The following is a 19,907-nucleotide window of genomic DNA, read 5'->3' as shown; positions in this document are numbered from 1 at the left end:
TCTAATATGTTAGATATCTAATTTGTTTAGGGGGCTAAAATATGAGGGGTTTACTTGAAAATATCGCTTTTAACGGTGCAGTTTATTATGAAAAAAACGGTCAAATCAAGCAGTATTTTCATGGTTATCAAGAACTCGAAAAGAAGCACCTTATTAACAAAAATACACAATTTAATCTAGCATCATTAAGTAAAATGATTACAGCGGTAATGACGTTTCAGCTAATCGAAAAAGGACAGCTACAGTTAGAAGATAAAATTACATGTTGGTTTAACGTACCATATTTTACAGAAGTAACAGTTGCAGAATTACTTACACACACATCTGGTATTCCAGAGTATATCACGGAAGATTTAACAATAAGTATTGAAACATTTATCGAAGGAGTGCTACCACAATATACATCAAATGAGCATTGGTCTTATAGTAATACGAATTATGTTTTACTTGCCAAAATAATTGAAAAAGTGAGTGGTTTATCGTATGAAACGTATTTGCAACAATATATTGCACAACCATTAAATCTTACTCATATGACCACGCAACCCATAAAGCAATCTGTAGCGCAAGGTCAAACGTTTAATTATGAGGAGCAACAATATAAAAATGTGCTTGATGACCCATATTTACACGAAATCGAAAAATATAATGATCAATATGGTGACGGTGGTATTTATGCAACAGTCGCAGAGGTAGCGAAGTTTTTAAAAGCATTTTGGCAAGGGCAGTACATTAGCAAAGAGATTGTTCAATTTATGTTAACACCGACAGAAGTTAATAATAATTATAGTTATGGTTTTATCATTCAGAATGAGTGGGTTGGCCATACAGGTGGATGGCTTGGTTGCTCAGCACAAGCCTTTATGAATATACCTACAGGGGAAGTGATTGTGTTAGCGACGAATCAAGAAGTGTTTCCTCAATATGAACAAGAAATTATGCATTACTTAATGGGAGTACAATATGCTGTAGAAGCACCAAAATATGTGATGACTTTACCGCTCACAATTAAAGATGATATTACGGGTTGCTATGAATTATCAGATGGAATTGGCACAAGGTTTACAATTAAAAAGGATGTACAATTTATGATTTCATTTGAACACCAGTTGTCTGTGCCGCTTTTTAAAATAGATGAATCATATTATTGGATACGTAATACGATGAGTTATGTAAATGATGCGAAGCATCTATTTATCGATGAAGGTGTTGAAATACCATATCAAAAAGTCAATTGATATGGTCAGGAAGGATTTGTTTTAAAAATTTGAACTTACAGTATAGATTTCGATACCCTTAAGAATCTACTAGCATTTGTAATCTTTTTCATGTATTTGCACCAAAATCCATTATTATAAGTGAATATGGTACAAAAATGATCAAACTCTTTTAAGGACAATAATAAAGATTGACGGTTTATAAGTCACCTGCTAACATATTAGATATCTAACATATTAGTTACCTAATATATTAGTTATCTAACGTATTAGCGGGTGATTTTTTGTCTTTATATGAACAAGTTAAGCGTATTAATGAAGCTACATATACAATAGACCGTCTGATATTTAAACATTATAAACAATATTTAAATATTGGTATTACAACACAACAGGTGGTTGTATTAGATATTGTGTACGTGGCAAAACGCAGTACGGTCGGCGAAATTGCGATGGAAATGAATATAAGCTCTAGTGCAGTTAGCCAACTGATTGCAAAACTAGAAAAGAATCAGTATATCAAACGAGAAATTAATCTACAAAATCGACGTGAAATATTTATAACGTTAGATGAGAAAGGGGTGGAGTATTTTTCGAAGCAAGATTATGTAAAACAGCAAATCTCAGATAAAATTTACAGCAAACTTACATCAAAAGATGTAAATCAATTAGAGCGTATTGTTGAAAAATTAAAGGAGATTGCGATGAAGGAATTATAATGGTCTTTTTATGTTTAATTTGTTAGGTGTCTAATTCTTTTAGGTTATTAACAGGTAGGGGTTTACTTGAGAATATTGCGTTTACTGGTGATGTGTATCATGAAAGTAATAGACAAATCATGTTATCAAGAAATTACAAAGCAGCATCTTATTAAGGAAAATACACGATTTAATCTAGCATCATTCAATATCTACAGTGGGGCATTCTAGCTAATCGAAAAAGGACAGCTACGGTTAAAGATAAAATTATAAGTTGGTTTAACGTACAGCATTGTACAGAGGTGACAGTGGCAGAATTACTCATATATCCAGTATTTTAGAGTATATTGCAAAAGATTTGATAATAAGTTTTAAATAATTTAATAGTCTTGTAGTTTTCTATTATAAATGGGATACACGATTGCTAATATTATTTAAATTACATTATAAAAAATTGTATAGTGTCATAAATCTAGTTTTAAAAAAAATTTCTCAATCTTCATTTCCAACTAATCCGTTTACAAAATTAACTATATATGCTAATTTAATGGAGTTGAAGTAATAATATGGAAAAATAGTGATGTAGTAACTCTGAATTGAAAAATGAAGTAAATTATTTGGGAACTGTGTTAGAAACTATCGTTGGTGTCACGAATAGTGTATCTGTATAATCAAACGATACATTGAATAATCCTCAATATAAAAATGTATTGAGTCAAGGTATATATTCTGGGCAGAATTTTCTGCTATTGAAAGATGAATTATCAGAATTGATGAAATTCAAAATTTAATTCTTAAAATGAAAATCTATAATTTAACAGTTTCTCAAAGCAAATAGAATTAGTACCAAAAATTACAAAAGTAGAAAATAGATAGAGAAAACTGTAGAAATTGAATTATTAAACGCTAATGTGGATTAATAGGATGTAAGTTGGTTTTCGAAAAGGAGAATCTATTGAATTAGAGGAAGGTGGTTCTATAGTTAGTTATAGCAAAAATAAGATAACACAGATATTCTACCGTTTTTTCGCTTAACGGCATTTATAAAAAAGTTTAAAGAAATGTCATTTTTAAACTTTTTTATGGAGGGAAATTCTATATTATGAATATTTGACTATGCATTTTTTCATATTCACTTGGTGTTTGATTACCAAATGCTAAGTTGATTCTCTTTGAATTATAGAAGAATACAATATGCTCAAAAAGTGATTTTCTTACTTTACTCATTGTTTTATACTTCGTTAGATAAACAAGTTCATTATTAAGAATGCGGTTAAGGGATTTGATACAAGCATTAATTGTAATAGTTTCTTTTACGGTTCAAGTTGCCTATCAATTTATATTGTTTTAATGGTTTTGATACTCACTGGAAGCATACCGAATACCATACCAACTTGTTATTTTTTCAATTTTTATATTTCTATATATTTGGTTGAATTCTGGGGGCTTGAAGTGTTTTTCGCATAAGTTTTTGGTTGGTATAGCCATTTAGAAATTCTCAGACTTCACAGATATTCTTCACTCAATATTGGGAGAGATGATGTTGAATAAATTTTAACTTAATCGAGTACTATTCGAGAATTAGTGCATCGTCTTTTTTAGAATTCTATTTTCCTCTTCGAGATTACTTAATTACTTTTGTAATGCTCTTAGTTCAGCACCTGAGGTAGAAATTTACTTTTAGTTGTTCGCTATTCTTTTTAATTCAATTATAGGCATTTACATTTAATCTAGTTTCTCAAATTATTTGTGCCACGGGTTTATTGTTCTCTAGAATATACTTTACCGTTTCTTTTTTATGTTGCATTATGACATTTTCCATTTGCTTTTTGCATATACACACCACATCATTGTTATATTTTTTAGTAAAACAATATAGGGCTGCCTTTTAGTCTAGTATTAAGTCTAAAAGCATGAATTTATTACTATTTAATGTCTGTATATTCTTATAAAATCTAACGAGGGGCAGGTATAAATACTTATGGATCATGTGTTTTTTGAAGAGCTGAGCTTTATTATATGTAACATGAAAAAGTATAAAAATGAACTTAGATCAATTCTTATGGAAGTCAGCACGGTTGAAAGTGCTGAGTATGAAATTAGTTCTAGCATTAATGTTCTGGAGCAAGCAACAAAGGAACTGAAATATATGAAAAGAGATATAGTTGAAAAAGTAGCAATCTTCTATCCAACTAACTCAATTCTATATTCTTATATTTTATATGCAATTATTCCAAGCTATTACTGTAAAAATATTTTCTTAAGACCGTCTACATTATCTCATTCTACTACGTTAAAAATTCATAATTTTTTTAATGAACATTCTAATTTGAATATAAAAATTGAACCTATTGGATATGCAGAATTTAAAAAGAAAACATCTGATGCAGAAGTGGTGGTATTTACAGGTAATTATCATAATAGCATATCTGTTCAAAAGGACTATCCTAGTGCTCTCTTTCTATTTTTTGGTTCCGGCTTAAATCCTTTTTTCATAGGTGCTGAAGCTGATATCGAATATACTGCTGGAAAAGCTGTAGAGGCTCGAGTGTTCAATTCTGGTCAGGATTGCATGTGTCCGGATTTATTTTTTATCCACAGGAGTCAAAAAAAAAGGTTTGTCAAATGCTTGCTGCAGCAGTTAAATGAGATGAAAATCTCTGGGCGAATGAGTGACAAGGTCAAAAACAGTAATTATAAAGAGCTAGTGCTGCAGGCTGAAATATTTCTTAGTGATTATCAAGAAAAAATTGTTTATGGAGGCCAAGTGGATATAGATAAGAATTGGATTGAACCTACTGTTTTGGTTTCCGATATGGATGATATGCCGCGATATGAGGAGCACTTTACCCCGATTTTTAATGTTGTTTCCTATCATGATGCGTCTGAGGTACTCAATTGGCTTATGGAGACAGAACGTTTGGAATCGTCGTTTGGCGTGTCTATTTTTGGAAATACAGACTTAACCGAACCATTAAAAAAACATTATACAGTTGCCGTTAACCAAACACTATTTGATATGGAATGTGGCCATCAGCCTTTTGGTGGTTATGGTCCAAAGGCAAGTTATGTGAAATACAAAGACTGCATGGAAAGCAGGCCAATTTTAATTTCTAAAGAAGTCAACCGAGTATTTAATCAATATATAATGCAGGTTAATTAAAAATTAGGGGGAGTTGTTTTTGTTCACTTCTATATGGGATTTTTATGCATATTTATTAAAAAATTCAAATGTTAGAAAGGTCTTTGCTATGGTGGGAGAAGGCGAAGGTCTTCTAGAATCTGCACATTTAGCCAATATGGATGTGTATACATCGAAAGACCAAAGAATTGCAGCAAGTATGGCTATGGGATATTCTCAAGCCTCAGGTGAACCAGTTGTTTACGCGACAAGCCCCGGTCCAGGACTTGTGAATGGATTAACGGCAGTGTTGGAGTCTTATTCTGCGTGTGTTCCTCTGATTATCATTTCTGCAGGGACATCGAGAACGTCCATTGGAACAGGAGCTTTTCAAGAACTCAACAGTATCGAATTGATGAAAGCTATTACAAAATGGCAGTATAGGGTTGAACACGAAGATCAAGCAGAGTGGGCGCTAAAAAGAGCGGTACATATGGCTATAAATGGAAGGCCAGGACCGGTTTATTTAGAAATACCAAATGACCTGGAGCAACAGCAGTATGATCAGCCCTCTTCATTGATTCCAAAAGAGCCAATTGTCATGTGCCCACATCCAAGGCAGATAAGCTTGACAGCAGAGATTTTAGCGAGGTCAAAACGACCGGTGTTTATCGCAGGAGGCGGTTGTCAAAATAATTCCATGCTAGGTCAATCTCTTTTGACCCTGGCTGAAAAATTTCAGGCCGCCGTGTTTACCACTGCTTCTGGTAGGGGGGGTGTGAATGAGCAGCATCCACATGTATTTGGCAATATAGGTCTTTATGCTTTGCCAGAAGCAAAGGAACTGCTGAGGGAAGGGGATGTCTTTCTGGCTTTTGGCACGCAACTTGAAGAAACAGCTTTAATGGGGTGGAAAGATATTGCAGATGAAAATTTGTTTATACATATCGATTGTGATTACCAAAGTTTGAGAAAGTCCGTTGATGAAGATGTGAGCATCTTAGGTGATGTTTCATTAACTGTGCAGCAGCTGCTGGAACATGGGGAGAATGAAGGATCGAAGCGACAACCATGGCTAGAGAGACAGAGACTGGTCAAATATCAGCTCACTAGCGAGTGGACTAAATCTGATTTTTCAAAACACCCTGTCAGAGCTGCTTATCATATATTGTCACAACAAATGGAAGGAAATAACATTTTGGTTCAGGATAACGGGCTTCATGATATATGGGGCTATTCCTATCCTATTTTTATTAATCAATTAGGAAGAACCCTTGTACCTGGCGAACAAACTGCCCTTGGTGTGCCAATGGGGGCAAGCATCGGAGCTAAATTAGCTCAGCCTGAATCCACTATTGTTACGTTTATTGGAGATGGCTCATTTGAAATGGGAAAAGGGGCATTAGATGCTGCATACGAGCTGGGATTGGGTATGATTTATATCGTTATTAATAATGGGGGCTATTCGTGGCCGCGATTTAATCAACAAAAAAAGAATATTTCCATTGGATGTGATTTTAGAGAGCATCAATGGGCTCATGCAATTCAATCTCTTCAAGGAGATTTTTACTCTCCAACTAATGAAGAAGAATTCAAAAGTGCTATTTGTGAAGCAAAAGAGCAATGTAAACAGGGGAAACTGTCCTTAATTGAAATATGCATAGACTGGAAAACGGATATTCCATATACAGTACAACAAGAGTATGGGGTGTAGGGCATGATAGGATTAAAAAACAAAGTGAGTGTCGGCCATCAAGATCAAACAGATAAAATTCAATATTTAACAAATAAATTTATCCTCTTAATGAAGGCTAACCATATACAGTCGAAAGAGGCTGTCGCTCTTTCAATAAGAGATCCGCTGCTATTTTACGCAGCCTATAAAGGGTGTAGTGAACTGGGAATTATTCCAGTCGTGACAGGTGCAATGAAAAATCCTCAAAAAGAGCTTGCGCGGATTCAAGTGCCACTTTTCTGCTACGAGGCGGATCATGGTTTTTGTGTTGAACGCTATGATGACATTGAAAAGGCACTTCTTCCAGAAGGAGTCGGGGCTATTATCAGAACAACAGGATCAGTTACTGGTATGCCTAAATTTGTCATCTGGTCTAAAAAGGGAATCAAATATCAAAGTGAACAAACAATCACAAGAATGGGCTTTACCGAAAACGATATCATGTTTGCAGCTGTTCCTTTGTGGGGAGCTTATGGCTTGACTCTAATTAATATCATTGAAACATGCAAAATGAACTTGGTTATTCCAGAACATTTGCGGCCTCGGTATGTTTTGCAATTAATGAAAGAAAGCGGAGCTACTTTGTTTGAGGGAACACCTTCATTTTACAAAATCATGCTTGAGCATTTTAGTAAGGAAGTGGATGAACGAAAGGCCGTGTCCAACATGCGGAGCTGGGGATGTGGAGGAGAAATCTTGCCTGAAACTGTCGCGGAAAAATGGTTTGAACTAATAAAACGTCCTATCCTCGATGGATATGGGCTTTCAGAAGCTGGACCCAATGTGGCGTTGAATGCATGGAATGATTTTTGCATAGGAACGGTGGGAAGGCCACTGAAAGGGACGGAATTAAAACTGAACGAAAAGGGAGAGCTACTTGTTAGGAGCCCTAGCAATATGATGGGCTATTTTGGTCCAAATTCACAGGAAAATCCACTCGATTCTGAAGGATGGCTTAATACTGGAGATTTAGCAGAGATCAATGAGGATGGTTATTTAAAAATTATAGGCCGGACGAAAAATATCATTGTGATTAAAGAAAAAAATATTAGTCCTGAATATATTGAGAATAAGCTGCGCCACTTTCAAGCAATTCAAGACGTTGTCGTTATTGGTGTTCATCATGAAAACAACGGTATGCGTCTCGCTGCCATATACATTAGCAAAAACAAAAGTGAAATCAACTCAAAAAATGTAAAATGCTATGCACAAAAGCATTTAGAAAAAGAACAAGTTCCTTTTTATTACAAACAACTGGATGAATTTCCGATGCTGGCAAATGGAAAAATTGACCGGAATGCTTTAAGGGAAATGTGTTTTACAAAACAAGCAAAGGGTGTGATTGAGTGAAGAAGGAACCTTCAGTTGTTCTTATTGGCATTGAAGTCGACGTTATAAACGGTGTTCCGAGCTATCAATGGATCACAAAAAATGAGATACCAATTGAAAGAGAACCCTTTCCATATCAAAAAAGTAAATTTAACGATGAGACTGTAGAACCGTTATGTGAAGGACTGTATAAAATTATTACTGAATTATCACATCAAGGATTTGTCCATTTTGATGACGATATTGGCCTGTTTGTCAATGTTTCAAATGCGATTTGGCCTGATATTGAACGATACGTAGAAGCTTTGGAAAAAGGGAAAAAGGCTGTTAGGCCTCACATGACGATATCTTTTGAAAATAGTCTTCCAACTGCTCAAGCAGCCATACAACTTGGTCTCAATGGACCCTCTACAACGTTTGCAGATTACTGTGGCAAAATGTATGGAATTGGATTAGCACATAACGCTTTAGTAGACCGACTGGCCGGTCTAATGTTAGTGGCAGAAATTTATCGAGCACCTGAAACTGACTATGAAAATTTCACCGGTCGGATTACAATTGCTGCTTTAACAAATGCATGTCGTCTTCAAAACTATCAACCTCTGTTTGAAATACGGAATTGGGAATGGGAAAACGAACATGATGAACACTTAGGTTTTAGTCAATGGATTCACCATTGCGTCGAGGGTAATAAAGGACAAGGTGTAAGGCGTTTAACATAAAGGCAGTGGAAGGAGCTGTAAATATGAATAGGATTGGCATTAGTGGAATGGGGCTTGTTTCTCCATTTGGGCTTGGAATGAATTCATTTGAAGAAGGGTTATATTCAGGGGAATGTGCTATGTCGCCTATTACCCGTTTTGATGCAAGTGGTTTTAGGAGTCAGATAGCTGGCCAGATAAAGGGGAATGTTCTTCATTCTAAGGAAAGTATCGCTAAACAATTTTTATCATTTGCCATGAAAGAGGCTTTAGAAATCGCTGGTTTAAATAAAAAAAAGATAGAACATCACAGGGCGGGATTGATTCTTCCGGTTGTAACAGGGCCGGGCAATGACACAATGGAAAATGAAGCTAATGAATGGATCATGGATCCTGAACATGATCTTCCAACTCCTTTATTTCAGACAAGAAACATCATTAGACCGACGTCAGCTTGTGCGTCAATTGGTACAGCACTTTCAATTGGCTACAGCATGATTCGACATGGCCAGTTGGATATGGTCTTTATCGCACGTGCAGAAGTATTTAATAAGTATGACTTTGCTTCACTTGATATTGTCAGAGCCATTACAAAAACTGAAGCGAAGCCCTTTGATCTTAAGAGAAATGGCATTACGATCGGTGAGGGGGCAGGAGTCATTATATTAGAGTCGGCGGATAGTTTGAAAGAACGTAAACATAAGCCGTTGGCATGGCTTGACGGTGCCAGTTGTGTATTAGGTGGAGAAAAGCAAAATATGATTGAGCTAGATAAGGGAAAGGTAGTCAAATCTATTCAAACAGCTCTCCAACTGGCAGGGGTCAATAAGCCAGATTATATACATGCTCATGCAACTGGAACGCCGCAAGGAGATGTGATCGAATCAGAAGCATTGGTGGAAACCATTGAAGCTGGAAGCAGTATACCGGTTAGTTCTCATAAAGGAGCATGTGGGCATTTGTTACGTTGTTCAGGTTTTTTGGGTACAGCAGCTGCTTTACTGGCCTTGAAGCTGCAATGTATTCCACCGACAACAGGTTTAGATCAGCTTGATCCGAAAATTACCGCAAATATTATAAAAGAAAAGGTATTTGCGAACATATCTAGCGTGCTTGTCAATAACTTTGGGTTTTGTGGGAATTATGCGTCCTATTTGATTCAACACCCTACGACTGAATGGAAAGGGAATATCAAGTGAACTATGAAAAATTGTTTATTTAATTACTATAGATAGAGAAAAATAATCTTGGAGTTTACCCGTTGTAGAGGATTTTGTATAGTTAAGCCATTTTTGAAATGAAAATTGCAAAAACGATCAGAATCCACTTGTTTTTTGCTTGTTACAATATATACAATTTGTCAAATTATCTAAGCAGGTGATCATGTCATTTTGAATGGTGGAAGTGGTGAGAAAGCAACGCGTGTTTGCATTAATAAAAGGAACCTCCATTGTATATGTAGAGAGAAATGAAGAGGAAATAAAAAACAAAGAGTTAGAGTTTTTGAAGGGGGAATAACGTTGAATTTTAGCAGTGAGCAATCACTAGCAGATATTGGACGTGCCTTGACAGGGGCTTCGTTTGTCATAGGTGTGTTTATTTGCATCAATTTATTTATTTTATACAGAGTCATTGTACAGGCTCTGAGAAAAGAGCGTTCACTTGTTGTATCGGCAAAGAATAGATTGCTTTTGGGTGTGGCAGTTGTTATATATGGAGCCTTAATTTACGTTCTTCATGAATCTTATAAGTGGCTAAAATCTGAGTTTGTTGATTTACAAGCAGTTAGTATACAAATGTCGATTGTATATTGGCTATCGATTTTATTGATAGGTCTGTATATTCTCTACTATGCGTTTACTTTATTTTATAAAAAAGAAGGGCAGGAACAGTTTCTGCTAATGATTATCAGCGGGGCTGTAAGTGGGCTGAGCAATACGTTTGTCATATACATCATTAATCAATCGTTAAATACGAAAGACAACTTTACGAATGGTTTATTCTATGCCTTTTTAATTGGGTTGGTTGTTCATATCATTGCAGAACGATACATTCGTACAAGGATTGCTGTAATTACCAATCGAGTGGTTTATGAAAAAAGGGTTAAGCTGATTGATAAAACGTTGCAAATTCCATTTGAACGAATGGAGCGTTTTGAGAAAGGAAAAATCAGTGCTTGTTTAAATAATGATACAGAAAAAATTAGTGAGGGCATGCATTTAGCAGTTACTGGTGCGACCAATTTAATCACTTTGTTTTTCTGTCTAATTTATTTGGGCATGTTGAGCTTTTGGGGCCTTGTTTTATCTTTGGGCGTTGTTGTAGTCACTATTCTAATCAATCTATTTGTCGCAGGGGAAGCAACTAGACTGTATGAAGAGACAAGGGACATTCAAAATAAGTTTTTTGGTTTTATTAATGATATGTTGGCAGGATTCAAAGAGTTGAAGCTAAATAGAGCAAGAAAACTGGCATTCCAACAAAATTTTGAAGAAGCATGCAGCGACTATCGTAAAAAGGGAACAAAGGTTGACCTGAAGTTCGCGAATGCCTTTATTTTGGAAGACATGATTCTATTGTCGGTTGTTGGATTTGTGGCGTTTCTCTTTCCACTGATTTTCAAAATGCAAGGTGAATTGCTGTATAATTATGTGTTTATTTTCCTTTATATGATTGGCCCTGTTACCTACCTACTGCATTCTTTTCCGCAAATTATGCAGATTCAAGTAAGCTGGAAACGTATTAATAGTTTAATGGAAGAGGTCGCTGAATTAGAAAAAGAAGACCGAGTTTCTGTAGAAGCGTCGCCTGAAAAGAAAGTGATTCTCACTTTAAAGGGAGTCCAGTTCCAATATAAAGGTACAAGCGGCGAAGATTTTTCAGTTGGACCAATTGATTATGAATTTAAGGCTGGAGAAATTACCTTTATTACCGGAGGGAATGGAAGTGGGAAATCAACCTTTGCTAAGCTCGTTACCGGCCTTTATCCGGCTGATCGAGGAGAAACTCTCATTAACGGCGTTTCTAAAACACCAGAACAAATCCAAGAATACTATTCTGCAATTTTTAGTGACTTTTATCTTTTTGACCGTCTCTACGGTATAGATATTGATGGAAGAGAGCAGGAAATTCAAAGCTTGCTTGAGCTTCTTAGAATTCAGGATAAGGTCACAATCAAAGATGGTGAATTCAGCACGACTAAACTGTCGACAGGTCAAAAGAAGCGTTTGGCTTTGCTAGTTTCATATTTAGAGGATCGACCTATTTGTTTATTTGATGAATGGGCGGCAGATCAAGATCCAGAATATCGCAAATTCTTCTACTACAATTTGCTTCCTATGTTAAGAGATGAAGGGAAGTGTGTCATTGCGATTACACATGACGATCAATACTTCCATAAGGCTGATCATCTTATCAAAATGGAGCAAGGTCAGTTTGTAGAAAATAAGGATATATGAGGAGGTACATGTAGATGAGTCGTTATTTTCCATTAAGTAATGGACAGCTGGGCATTTGGTATGTTGAAAAAATGTATCCTAATACAAGTATTTCAAACAACGGGGCTCTTATACAATTGGCTACAGAGCAGCCCCTTCGTTATAATCTAATTTCGATTGCTATAAATGAGTATATAAAACGAACAGACAATATCCGTTTACGTATGATTTCTAGAAAAGAAGGCGAACCAGTTCAGTATGTAGCTGAATATATTGAAAAAGAAATAGAAATTATCGAGTTACAAGATGCAAGCACTGAAAGTATAAAAGAGGCTGCACTTGCCCACTTTCAGCAACCTTTACCACTAGAGGACGAGGAGCTTTTTGATTTTAAAGTGTTTAAAGAAAGCAGGCATCAGTGCTTTCTTTATGTGAATATTCATCATATTATTTCGGATGCTGTGTCTGTCATGAGTTGCATAGAGACCATTATTTCTATTTACACTGATTTAGCAAGTGGTGCGGTCATCGATATGGTGAAAAGTCCATCGTTTATCGAGCAAATTGAAGCGGAGCAGACATACGAGAAAAGCTCGCGTTATGAAAAGGATCGTCTTTATTGGGAACAGATTTTCCAAAGTAGACCAGAATTAACATCTCTTAAGCCTAGCAATGATTATTGCAGCAGTGCGAAAGCGATACGGCTATCAAAAGCAGTTCCGAAATCTCTTGCGGAAAAGTTGAAAGAATATTCGACTAAGAATCATATTAGTTTATTTAATTTGTTCTTGTCAGGCGTTTTCTTGTATATATCCAAAAAGAGTCAGAAAAAGGATATTGTAATCGGTACAATGTTTTCCAACCGGACAACGCTTCGTGAAAAGGAACTGTTTGGCATGCTTGTTAGCACTGTTCCTTTTCGCGTAGAGGTTGATCCAACTCTCACTTTTTCTTCATTCGCAAGAAATTTAAATCAGCAGCAGATTAGAACAATGAGGCATCAAAAATATCCATATAATCGTATTTTAAATGATTGGCGAAAAAAGCACAGCACGCATGATTATTTGTATACAACTTCCTTACAATATTTGGAGGTAGATTTCCCTAAGACAGATGGGATTAGATATAATGTAGATTTTTTATATAACAGTTATGAAATCAATGATCTCGCCTTTCATATTGTAAAAAGTGGGGAAGACATTGCATTTGAAATCGACTATAGGGTTGATTTATTTGAAGAGACAGAGATCCGCGACATGTTTAATAGAATAATGCTTTTACTTTCTAAAGCATTATCGGATCCGCAGCAGGAGATTGGAAATTTAGATTTATTAACAGTTACTGATCAATCCTTATATTTTAGGGAGCAAATGGAAATAGTCTGTCATGAACCGGAGGAATATTTCCAACAGATTTTTCAAAGAATTGCAAAAAAAACGCCTGAAAAGATAGCGGTTATTTGTGAGGAGCGCACACTGACGTATAAGGAACTGGATGAGCGGTCGAATCAGCTTGCACGACTCCTTCGACAAAAGGGTATAACACGAGAAAAAACAGTTGCTATTCTTACTGATCGTACAGAAGATATGATCGTTGGATCGATAGCGGTGATGAAAGCAGGTGGAGCTTATGTCCCAATCGATGCCGAATTTCCAGAGCAAAGAGTCCAATTCATTCTAAAAGACAGTAGTTCTATGATTTTGCTGACGGATCAAGTAAATAGAGTAGAACAAGATGCTTCTATTGAATGCATCCACTTTCAAGATGAAGCAATTCAGCAACAGCCGATATCGTCTATTGAAAGCCTGATGAAGCCTGAAGATTTATGCTATATCATATATACGTCTGGAACAACAGGCACGCCAAAGGGTGTCATGATTGAACATCGGAATTATCTAAATATGTGGAGGGCCTATAACGAAGCATACGGTTTTCAAGAAATGAAGCCTTGTATCTTACAGATGGCCAGCTTTTCGTTTGATGTGTTTGCTGGGGATATGACAAGAGCTTTATTGAATCAAGGAACCCTTGTCATTTGTTCGTCAGAAGCAAAGCGTGATTTAGTACGTATTCAAAATTTGATTGAGACACATCAGATTACAATGCTGGAATCAACACCAGCTTTAATTGTTCCTCTTTTAGATGACATGTATGAAAAAGGGATTAATCATACTTCTCTTGAATTGGTTGTGCTGGGTGCTGATTCTTGTTTGAAAGAAGACTATGAACGTCTCTTAGAACGTTATGGTGAGAGTATACGAATTTTTAACACGTATGGTGTCACTGAAGCGACAATTGAATCGAGCATTTATTGTTCTGAGCAGGCATTTGCAGATTATGAGGGTATTACGCCAATCGGTAAACCGTTATCAAATATGTCAATGTACATTTTTAGTGAAAACATGGAGCTTCTTCCACCTCATTATATAGGGGAGTTGTACATTGGTGGAAAAGGCGTCGCCAGGGGCTATTTGAACAATGCAGAGCTGACAGAGGAAAAATTTATCTTAAACCCTTATGATCCCTCTGAAAGACTGTATAAGACAGGGGATCAAGCGAAAATGCTGCCTGATGGAAATATTCAGTTTCTTGGGCGCAATGACTTTCAAGTCAAAATTAGAGGGCATCGAATTGAAATTGGAGAGATTGAGGCAAAAATGATTCAGCACCCTTTGGTGAGGAGAGCGGTTGTAAAGACTGTTAAACCTAACTCCCATCAAACCGTATTGGCTGCTTACTTTGAATCAGATGAATTAGATATCACAAATCAAATAAAAGCCTTTTTATTTAGAGAGCTGCCGGACTATATGGTCCCGACATATTTTATTCAATTAGACCGATTGCCTTTAACTGAAAACCACAAAGTCAATCGGAGAGAGCTGCCAGAGCCTGAAGTCTTTTTCAAGGAAAAGGAAGAGACAGGTTTGTTTCATAAAGCAGTTGAGGCGAAATTAGCCGAAGTTTGGAAGAAAACGCTAAAGGTAGACGATTTACATGCAACTTCTGATTTTATCCAGCTAGGTTTTCATTCATTGCAAGCATTAAAACTTTTGAATGAAATTGAGAATGAGTTCGGGATTCGACTGACGCTAGGGGATATTTTTTCTAATACACTTTTGTTTGCAATGGCAGATGTCATTGAAGAAAAAATGAAGATTGGCAATTTTGAACAGCTGCTACCTGCTAAGAAGAGTGATTCTTATCCTGTGACAGCTGCACAAGAAGGGGTATACACAAGATCATTAATTACAGACGCTAATCTGTTTAACATACCTTGTGTATTCCAAATAGATGGGCCACTTGACGCGGGTGCGTTGATAGATGCAATGCAAAAGTTAGTCAATCGACATGAATCGCTTAGAACCTTTTTTATAAAAGAAGATGGCGTCATTAAGCAGAAAGTTCATACAAACGTTTCCTTGCATGTGGATTATGATGTATACAATGAATCTAAAATAGAGGAGATTATTTGCGCTTCGCCTCAGCCGTTTTCATTGGACAAGCCTCCCTTGATGCAGGCACGGTTGATTAAAATACAATCTCTTCAAAAACATGTTTTATTATTAGACTTTCATCATATTATTTTCGATGGTATGTCTCTCCAAGTATTTATGGAAGAATTGGCATTGATATATCAGGGGAAAACTTTGCCACAATTGGATCTTGGGTACAAAGATTACGCTGTATGGGAGAAGCGCCAATTAGAAGCAGATCGGTTTTCTGCACACCGAGATTTTTGGAGGGACATTCTTGTTGACCATGCAGAACAGCTCAATTTGCCTGCTGATTTCCCAAGGCCAGATGTGCAATCTTTTGATGGAAAAACATTTGAATTTGAATTGAATATAAATCTATTAAACAAACTAAAAGATTATTCTATGAAGCACGGCTTGACGCTTTATATGAGTCTCTTATCAGTATATTTTGTCTTGTTGTCAAAATACACGGGTCAAGATGACTTGATCGTTGGTACGCCTATATCAGGACGTATTCATTCAAATATAGAAAGGATTACAGGATTATTTGTCAACACTCTTCCTATTAGGAAGGCAGTTGGCAGAACAGTTAGTTTCGCTCAATTTTGCCAAGAAGTCAAACGCGATATGCTTGGTATGCTGAATCATCAGCAATACCCTATTGATGAACTAGCCAAGCAACTGAAACTCAATCGTGATCCAAGCAGAAATCCTATTTATCAGACTGTATTTGCTCTACAAGATGTCAAAGAGAGTTATGAGCTGTCTGAAGGTGTCAAAATGTCTATTGTCGATACAGACTATAACACTTCTAAAGTTGATTTAACATTGGAGGCTGCAGTTCTTAATGATTGCCTTGGGTGCCGGTTTGAATATAGTACAAGTTTATTCAGAAAAGAAACTATCGAACAGATGGCAAAACATTTTGAACATCTTATCGAGACGATGGTGGCCGATCCACATCAAATAATCAGTGAAATCGGGTTGCTTTCCCAGGAGGAACAAGAGCTATTGGCCGATATGAATGATACTTTTGTACCGATACCTTCCTACCAATCTATCTCAGCTCAATTTGAAAAGCAGGCTGAGATGTGTCCGGAGGAAACAGCGGCTGTCTTTAGAGGAAGCTCCATCTCCTACGGAGAATTGAACAGTCGTGCCAATCAGCTAGCACATGCTCTTATTCAACAAGGTGTTGGAACGGATATGTTGGTAGGCATCATGGTTCGCCCATCATTTGATCTACTCATCGGGATGCTGGGAATTTTAAAGGCGGGGGGAGCCTATGTACCAATTGACCCTCAATATCCAGATAGCCGTATTGAGTACATGCTGAAAGATAGTGCTGTCCCTCTTTTGCTTACACAGTCGGTGCTGAAAGAAAGAACAGACTCATACTCAGGCAAAGTGATTTATTTGGATGAGGGGATGGAAGAAGAGCGTACAACGAATCCACCTTCAGTGGCAGAAGGGCATCATCTAGCCTATATGATTTATACTTCTGGATCAACTGGGGAGCCGAAAGGCGTCTTGATTGAACAGCACAGTGTACTGAATTTATGGCAATGGTTTGAAAGGACGTATCATGTGGCTCCTGGAGATGCCATTCTTCATATGACCAATTCTGCCTTTGATGTTAGTGTGGAGGAAACGTTGATTCCACTCATGTCGGGAGCTGTTGTCGTTATTGCGGAAAAACAAGTGGTGTTCCAAAAGGAAATGCTAATTGACTTCTTGAATGAGCACAAAGTCCGCATTGCTCAATTCGTTCCGGCAACCTTACGTGCACTTTTAGCTGGACAAACGAAAAAAGCTAAGAATTTAGAAGTGGTCATCTGTGGTGGAGAAAAGTTGGATCCTCAATTGGCTAACCAAATTACATCGCAAGGGTACCGTTTATATAATCATTATGGTCCAACCGAAGCGACGGTCGATACACTTGTATGGTCCTGTCCACCGGACAGAGGGGTAATTAAATTGGGAGCGCCCATTGACAATACAAAAGTCTATGTGCTTGATGAAGAAGGAAACCCTGTACCATCAGGCATTCCTGGTGAACTGTATATTGGTGGTGCAGGTATTGCAAGGGGCTATTTGAACCGTCCAGATCAGACGGATCGTGCTTTTGTGCCCGATCCATTCGAACAAAACGGGCGCCTCTATAAAACAGGTGACCTTGTCAAATGGCATAGAGATCAGACAATCGAATATCTTGGCAGACTGGACAAACAGATCAAAATCCGAGGTATGAGGATTGAGCCGGGTGAAATTACAGCGAAGCTGGTGGAGTTGGATGAGATCGAGAATGGCTATGTGGTGGCTCATCATGATGAGGAAGGACAAGTAAATCTATGTGCGTATATCGTGTGGAAGAAAGAGAGTGCGCCGGAGAAAGTAAGACGAAAGCTGGCGCAAACTCTACCAGAATATATGATTCCTGTGCATTTCATGACAATAGATGAGTTGCCTTTAACGCCAAATGGAAAAGTGAATGAACAGTTGCTTCCAATACCTGAAAAAGAAACAGAAACAGAAGAAGCGTATGTGCCGCCTTGTACAGAGATTGAAAAGTTGCTCACTGACATTTGGCAGGAGGTGCTTGGTATAGAACGTGTTAGCATAAAAGGAAGCTTTTTTGACTATGGAGGAGATTCGATCAAAGCCATTCAAATTTCTTCTCAATTAAGAAAGTATCGATTGAAACTTGAAACAAAGTATTTATTTACACATGCAACAATTCAAGAAGTGGCTATCTATATCGAGCCTTTAAAGAAACAAATTGATCAACGGCAGATATCTGGGGAAATTCTACTTTCTCCTATACAAAATTGGTTTTTTTCAAAAAACTTTGTTAATCCGCACCACTATAATCAGGCTGAGACACTCTACAAAGCAGAAGGATTTGATCCTGAAGCGGTTGAATTGGCGTTGGACAAACTCATTGAGCACCATGATGTACTAAGAGCTGTTTTTGTAAAGAATCTGAAACAGATGGTTCAAATCAACCGAAAAGCGTATACAGCTGATTTTTATACATTGGAAGTGATGAATCTTAGAAATAAAAATAACTGGCGAGAGCTTGCAGAAAACCATATTGATAGTATTCAAGGTGAGCTCGATATAGAAAATGGACCTCTTATCAAAGCAAGTATCTTTCAAACCAATAAAGGGGACCACCTTGTTATAGTTATACATCATCTCATCATAGACGGTGTTTCTTGGGGGATCTTGCTTGAGGATCTAGAAACAGCTTACGAACAAGCTGTTTCTGGAGAAAAAATAAAATTACCTGAGAAAACGACTTCTTATAAAGACTGGACAACAGAATTGTGGAATTACGCCAAAGAGGAAGTAGTAAATGAAAAAGCTTATTGGGAAGATGTTGAAAACAGGCTGGTAGTACCTTCTTCTTTAGCCGTACGTCAATCGATCAATCAAAAGGGATGGTACAGTAAACAGCTTGTTCGGCAACTTAACAAAGAAAAAACGGATTTGCTTTTAAAACAGGCGCATCGTGCATATAACACAGAAATAAATGAAATTCTGTTGGCGGCTTTTGCGTTGGCTATGAAGGAACAATTTGGAATAGAAGAACTACCACTTGATTTAGAAGGGCATGGAAGAGAGACGTTTTCGGAAGATGTCGACGTTTCAAGAACGATTGGGTGGTTTACATCTGTATTTCCAGTTGTACTAGAGGCGGGAAGAGAAGAAAAACTAGGAGCTGCAATAAAATCGGTTAAAGACCTGCTTCGCCGTATTCCTCAAAAGGGAATGGGATATGGATTGCTTTATTGTAAGGAACTGCAAACTATTGAAGAAAGACCATCTCCTCCAGTGAGTTTTAACTATTTGGGTCAGTTTGAGTTACATGAAAATGAGGGCCGATCTTTGCACTTAGGTAATTCAAACAGCTTGGAAAATGAAAGAACGCACATGCTTGATTTGAATCTTGCAGTCATAAATGGCGTGTTAGAAATCAATTTGGAATATCATGAGCGTGAGTTTGATAGAAATGAAATCGAACAAATTTTGAATGCTTACACGGAAACACTTGAAAAAATGGTCGATCATTGTATAGAGAAGGAAGATGACGGAGAAAAAACGTTAAGTGATTTTGATGATCAACGATTGACAGACGAAGAACTGGATCATATTTATGAGCTGCTTGAAGACATGTAGAGAGAGGGCAT

General features: G+C 37.0%; 10 protein-coding genes. 9 read left to right on the top strand and 1 reads right to left on the bottom strand.

All coding sequences use genetic code 11. From position 1 onward, the window contains the following. Window positions 1–41: 41 nt before the first annotated feature. Window positions 42–1,238, top strand: a complete 1,197-nt coding sequence (locus ACVWY7_RS12570; protein ID WP_001214683.1) for a serine hydrolase domain-containing protein — start codon at window positions 42–44, stop codon at window positions 1,236–1,238. Between the two features lie 263 nt (window positions 1,239–1,501). After that, window positions 1,502–1,936, top strand: a complete 435-nt coding sequence (locus tag ACVWY7_RS12565) for a MarR family winged helix-turn-helix transcriptional regulator (RefSeq protein ID WP_000061086.1) — start codon at window positions 1,502–1,504, stop codon at window positions 1,934–1,936. Between the two features lie 1,074 nt (window positions 1,937–3,010). On the opposite strand, the gene ACVWY7_RS12560 is transcribed toward ACVWY7_RS12565, so the two are convergent. Then, a complete protein-coding gene (locus tag ACVWY7_RS12560) occupies window positions 3,011–3,184 on the bottom strand; it encodes an IS3 family transposase (RefSeq protein WP_368087196.1) in 174 nt (57 codons plus the stop codon). A 712-nt stretch (window positions 3,185–3,896) separates the two neighbouring features. Between ACVWY7_RS12560 and ACVWY7_RS12555 the strand changes: the two genes are divergently transcribed. The 7 genes from ACVWY7_RS12555 to ACVWY7_RS12525 all read left to right on the top strand — a co-directional run bounded on the left by ACVWY7_RS12555 (window position 3,897) and on the right by ACVWY7_RS12525 (window position 19,896). Next, window positions 3,897–5,078: an aldehyde dehydrogenase family protein gene (locus ACVWY7_RS12555; RefSeq protein ID WP_073523967.1), complete on the top strand. Its 1,182-nt coding sequence runs from the start codon at window positions 3,897–3,899 to the stop codon at window positions 5,076–5,078. A gap of 19 nt (window positions 5,079–5,097) precedes the next feature. Further along, the gene (locus ACVWY7_RS12550) at window positions 5,098–6,750 is read left to right on the top strand and encodes a thiamine pyrophosphate-binding protein (protein ID WP_000495215.1); all 1,653 of its coding nucleotides are present in this window, start codon (window positions 5,098–5,100) and stop codon (window positions 6,748–6,750) included. Window positions 6,751–6,753: 3 nt separating this feature from the next. Next, window positions 6,754–8,121, top strand: a complete 1,368-nt coding sequence (locus ACVWY7_RS12545; protein WP_073523963.1) for a class I adenylate-forming enzyme family protein — start codon at window positions 6,754–6,756, stop codon at window positions 8,119–8,121. Further along, window positions 8,118–8,822, top strand: a complete 705-nt coding sequence (locus ACVWY7_RS12540; protein ID WP_000712077.1) for a hypothetical protein — start codon at window positions 8,118–8,120, stop codon at window positions 8,820–8,822. Before ACVWY7_RS12545 ends, ACVWY7_RS12540 begins: the two co-directional genes overlap by 4 nt. A 23-nt stretch (window positions 8,823–8,845) precedes the next feature. Further along, window positions 8,846–10,000 carry a beta-ketoacyl-[acyl-carrier-protein] synthase family protein gene (locus ACVWY7_RS12535; protein ID WP_073523960.1) on the top strand — a complete coding sequence of 385 codons (1,155 nt, stop codon included), beginning with the start codon at window positions 8,846–8,848 and terminating at the stop codon, window positions 9,998–10,000. 321 nt (window positions 10,001–10,321) lie between these two features. After that, complete coding sequence (locus tag ACVWY7_RS12530) at window positions 10,322–12,259, top strand: cyclic peptide export ABC transporter (RefSeq protein WP_073523957.1); 1,938 nt, start codon at window positions 10,322–10,324, stop codon at window positions 12,257–12,259. Window positions 12,260–12,273: 14 nt separating this feature from the next. Beyond that, complete coding sequence (locus ACVWY7_RS12525; protein ID WP_456523816.1) at window positions 12,274–19,896, top strand: amino acid adenylation domain-containing protein; 7,623 nt, start codon at window positions 12,274–12,276, stop codon at window positions 19,894–19,896. Window positions 19,897–19,907 lie beyond the last annotated feature (11 nt).

The organism is Bacillus sp. TE9106W (assembly GCF_054062215.1).
Note: the sequence above shows the minus strand (reverse complement) of the source record. Positions and strands in the feature narration are given on the sequence as shown.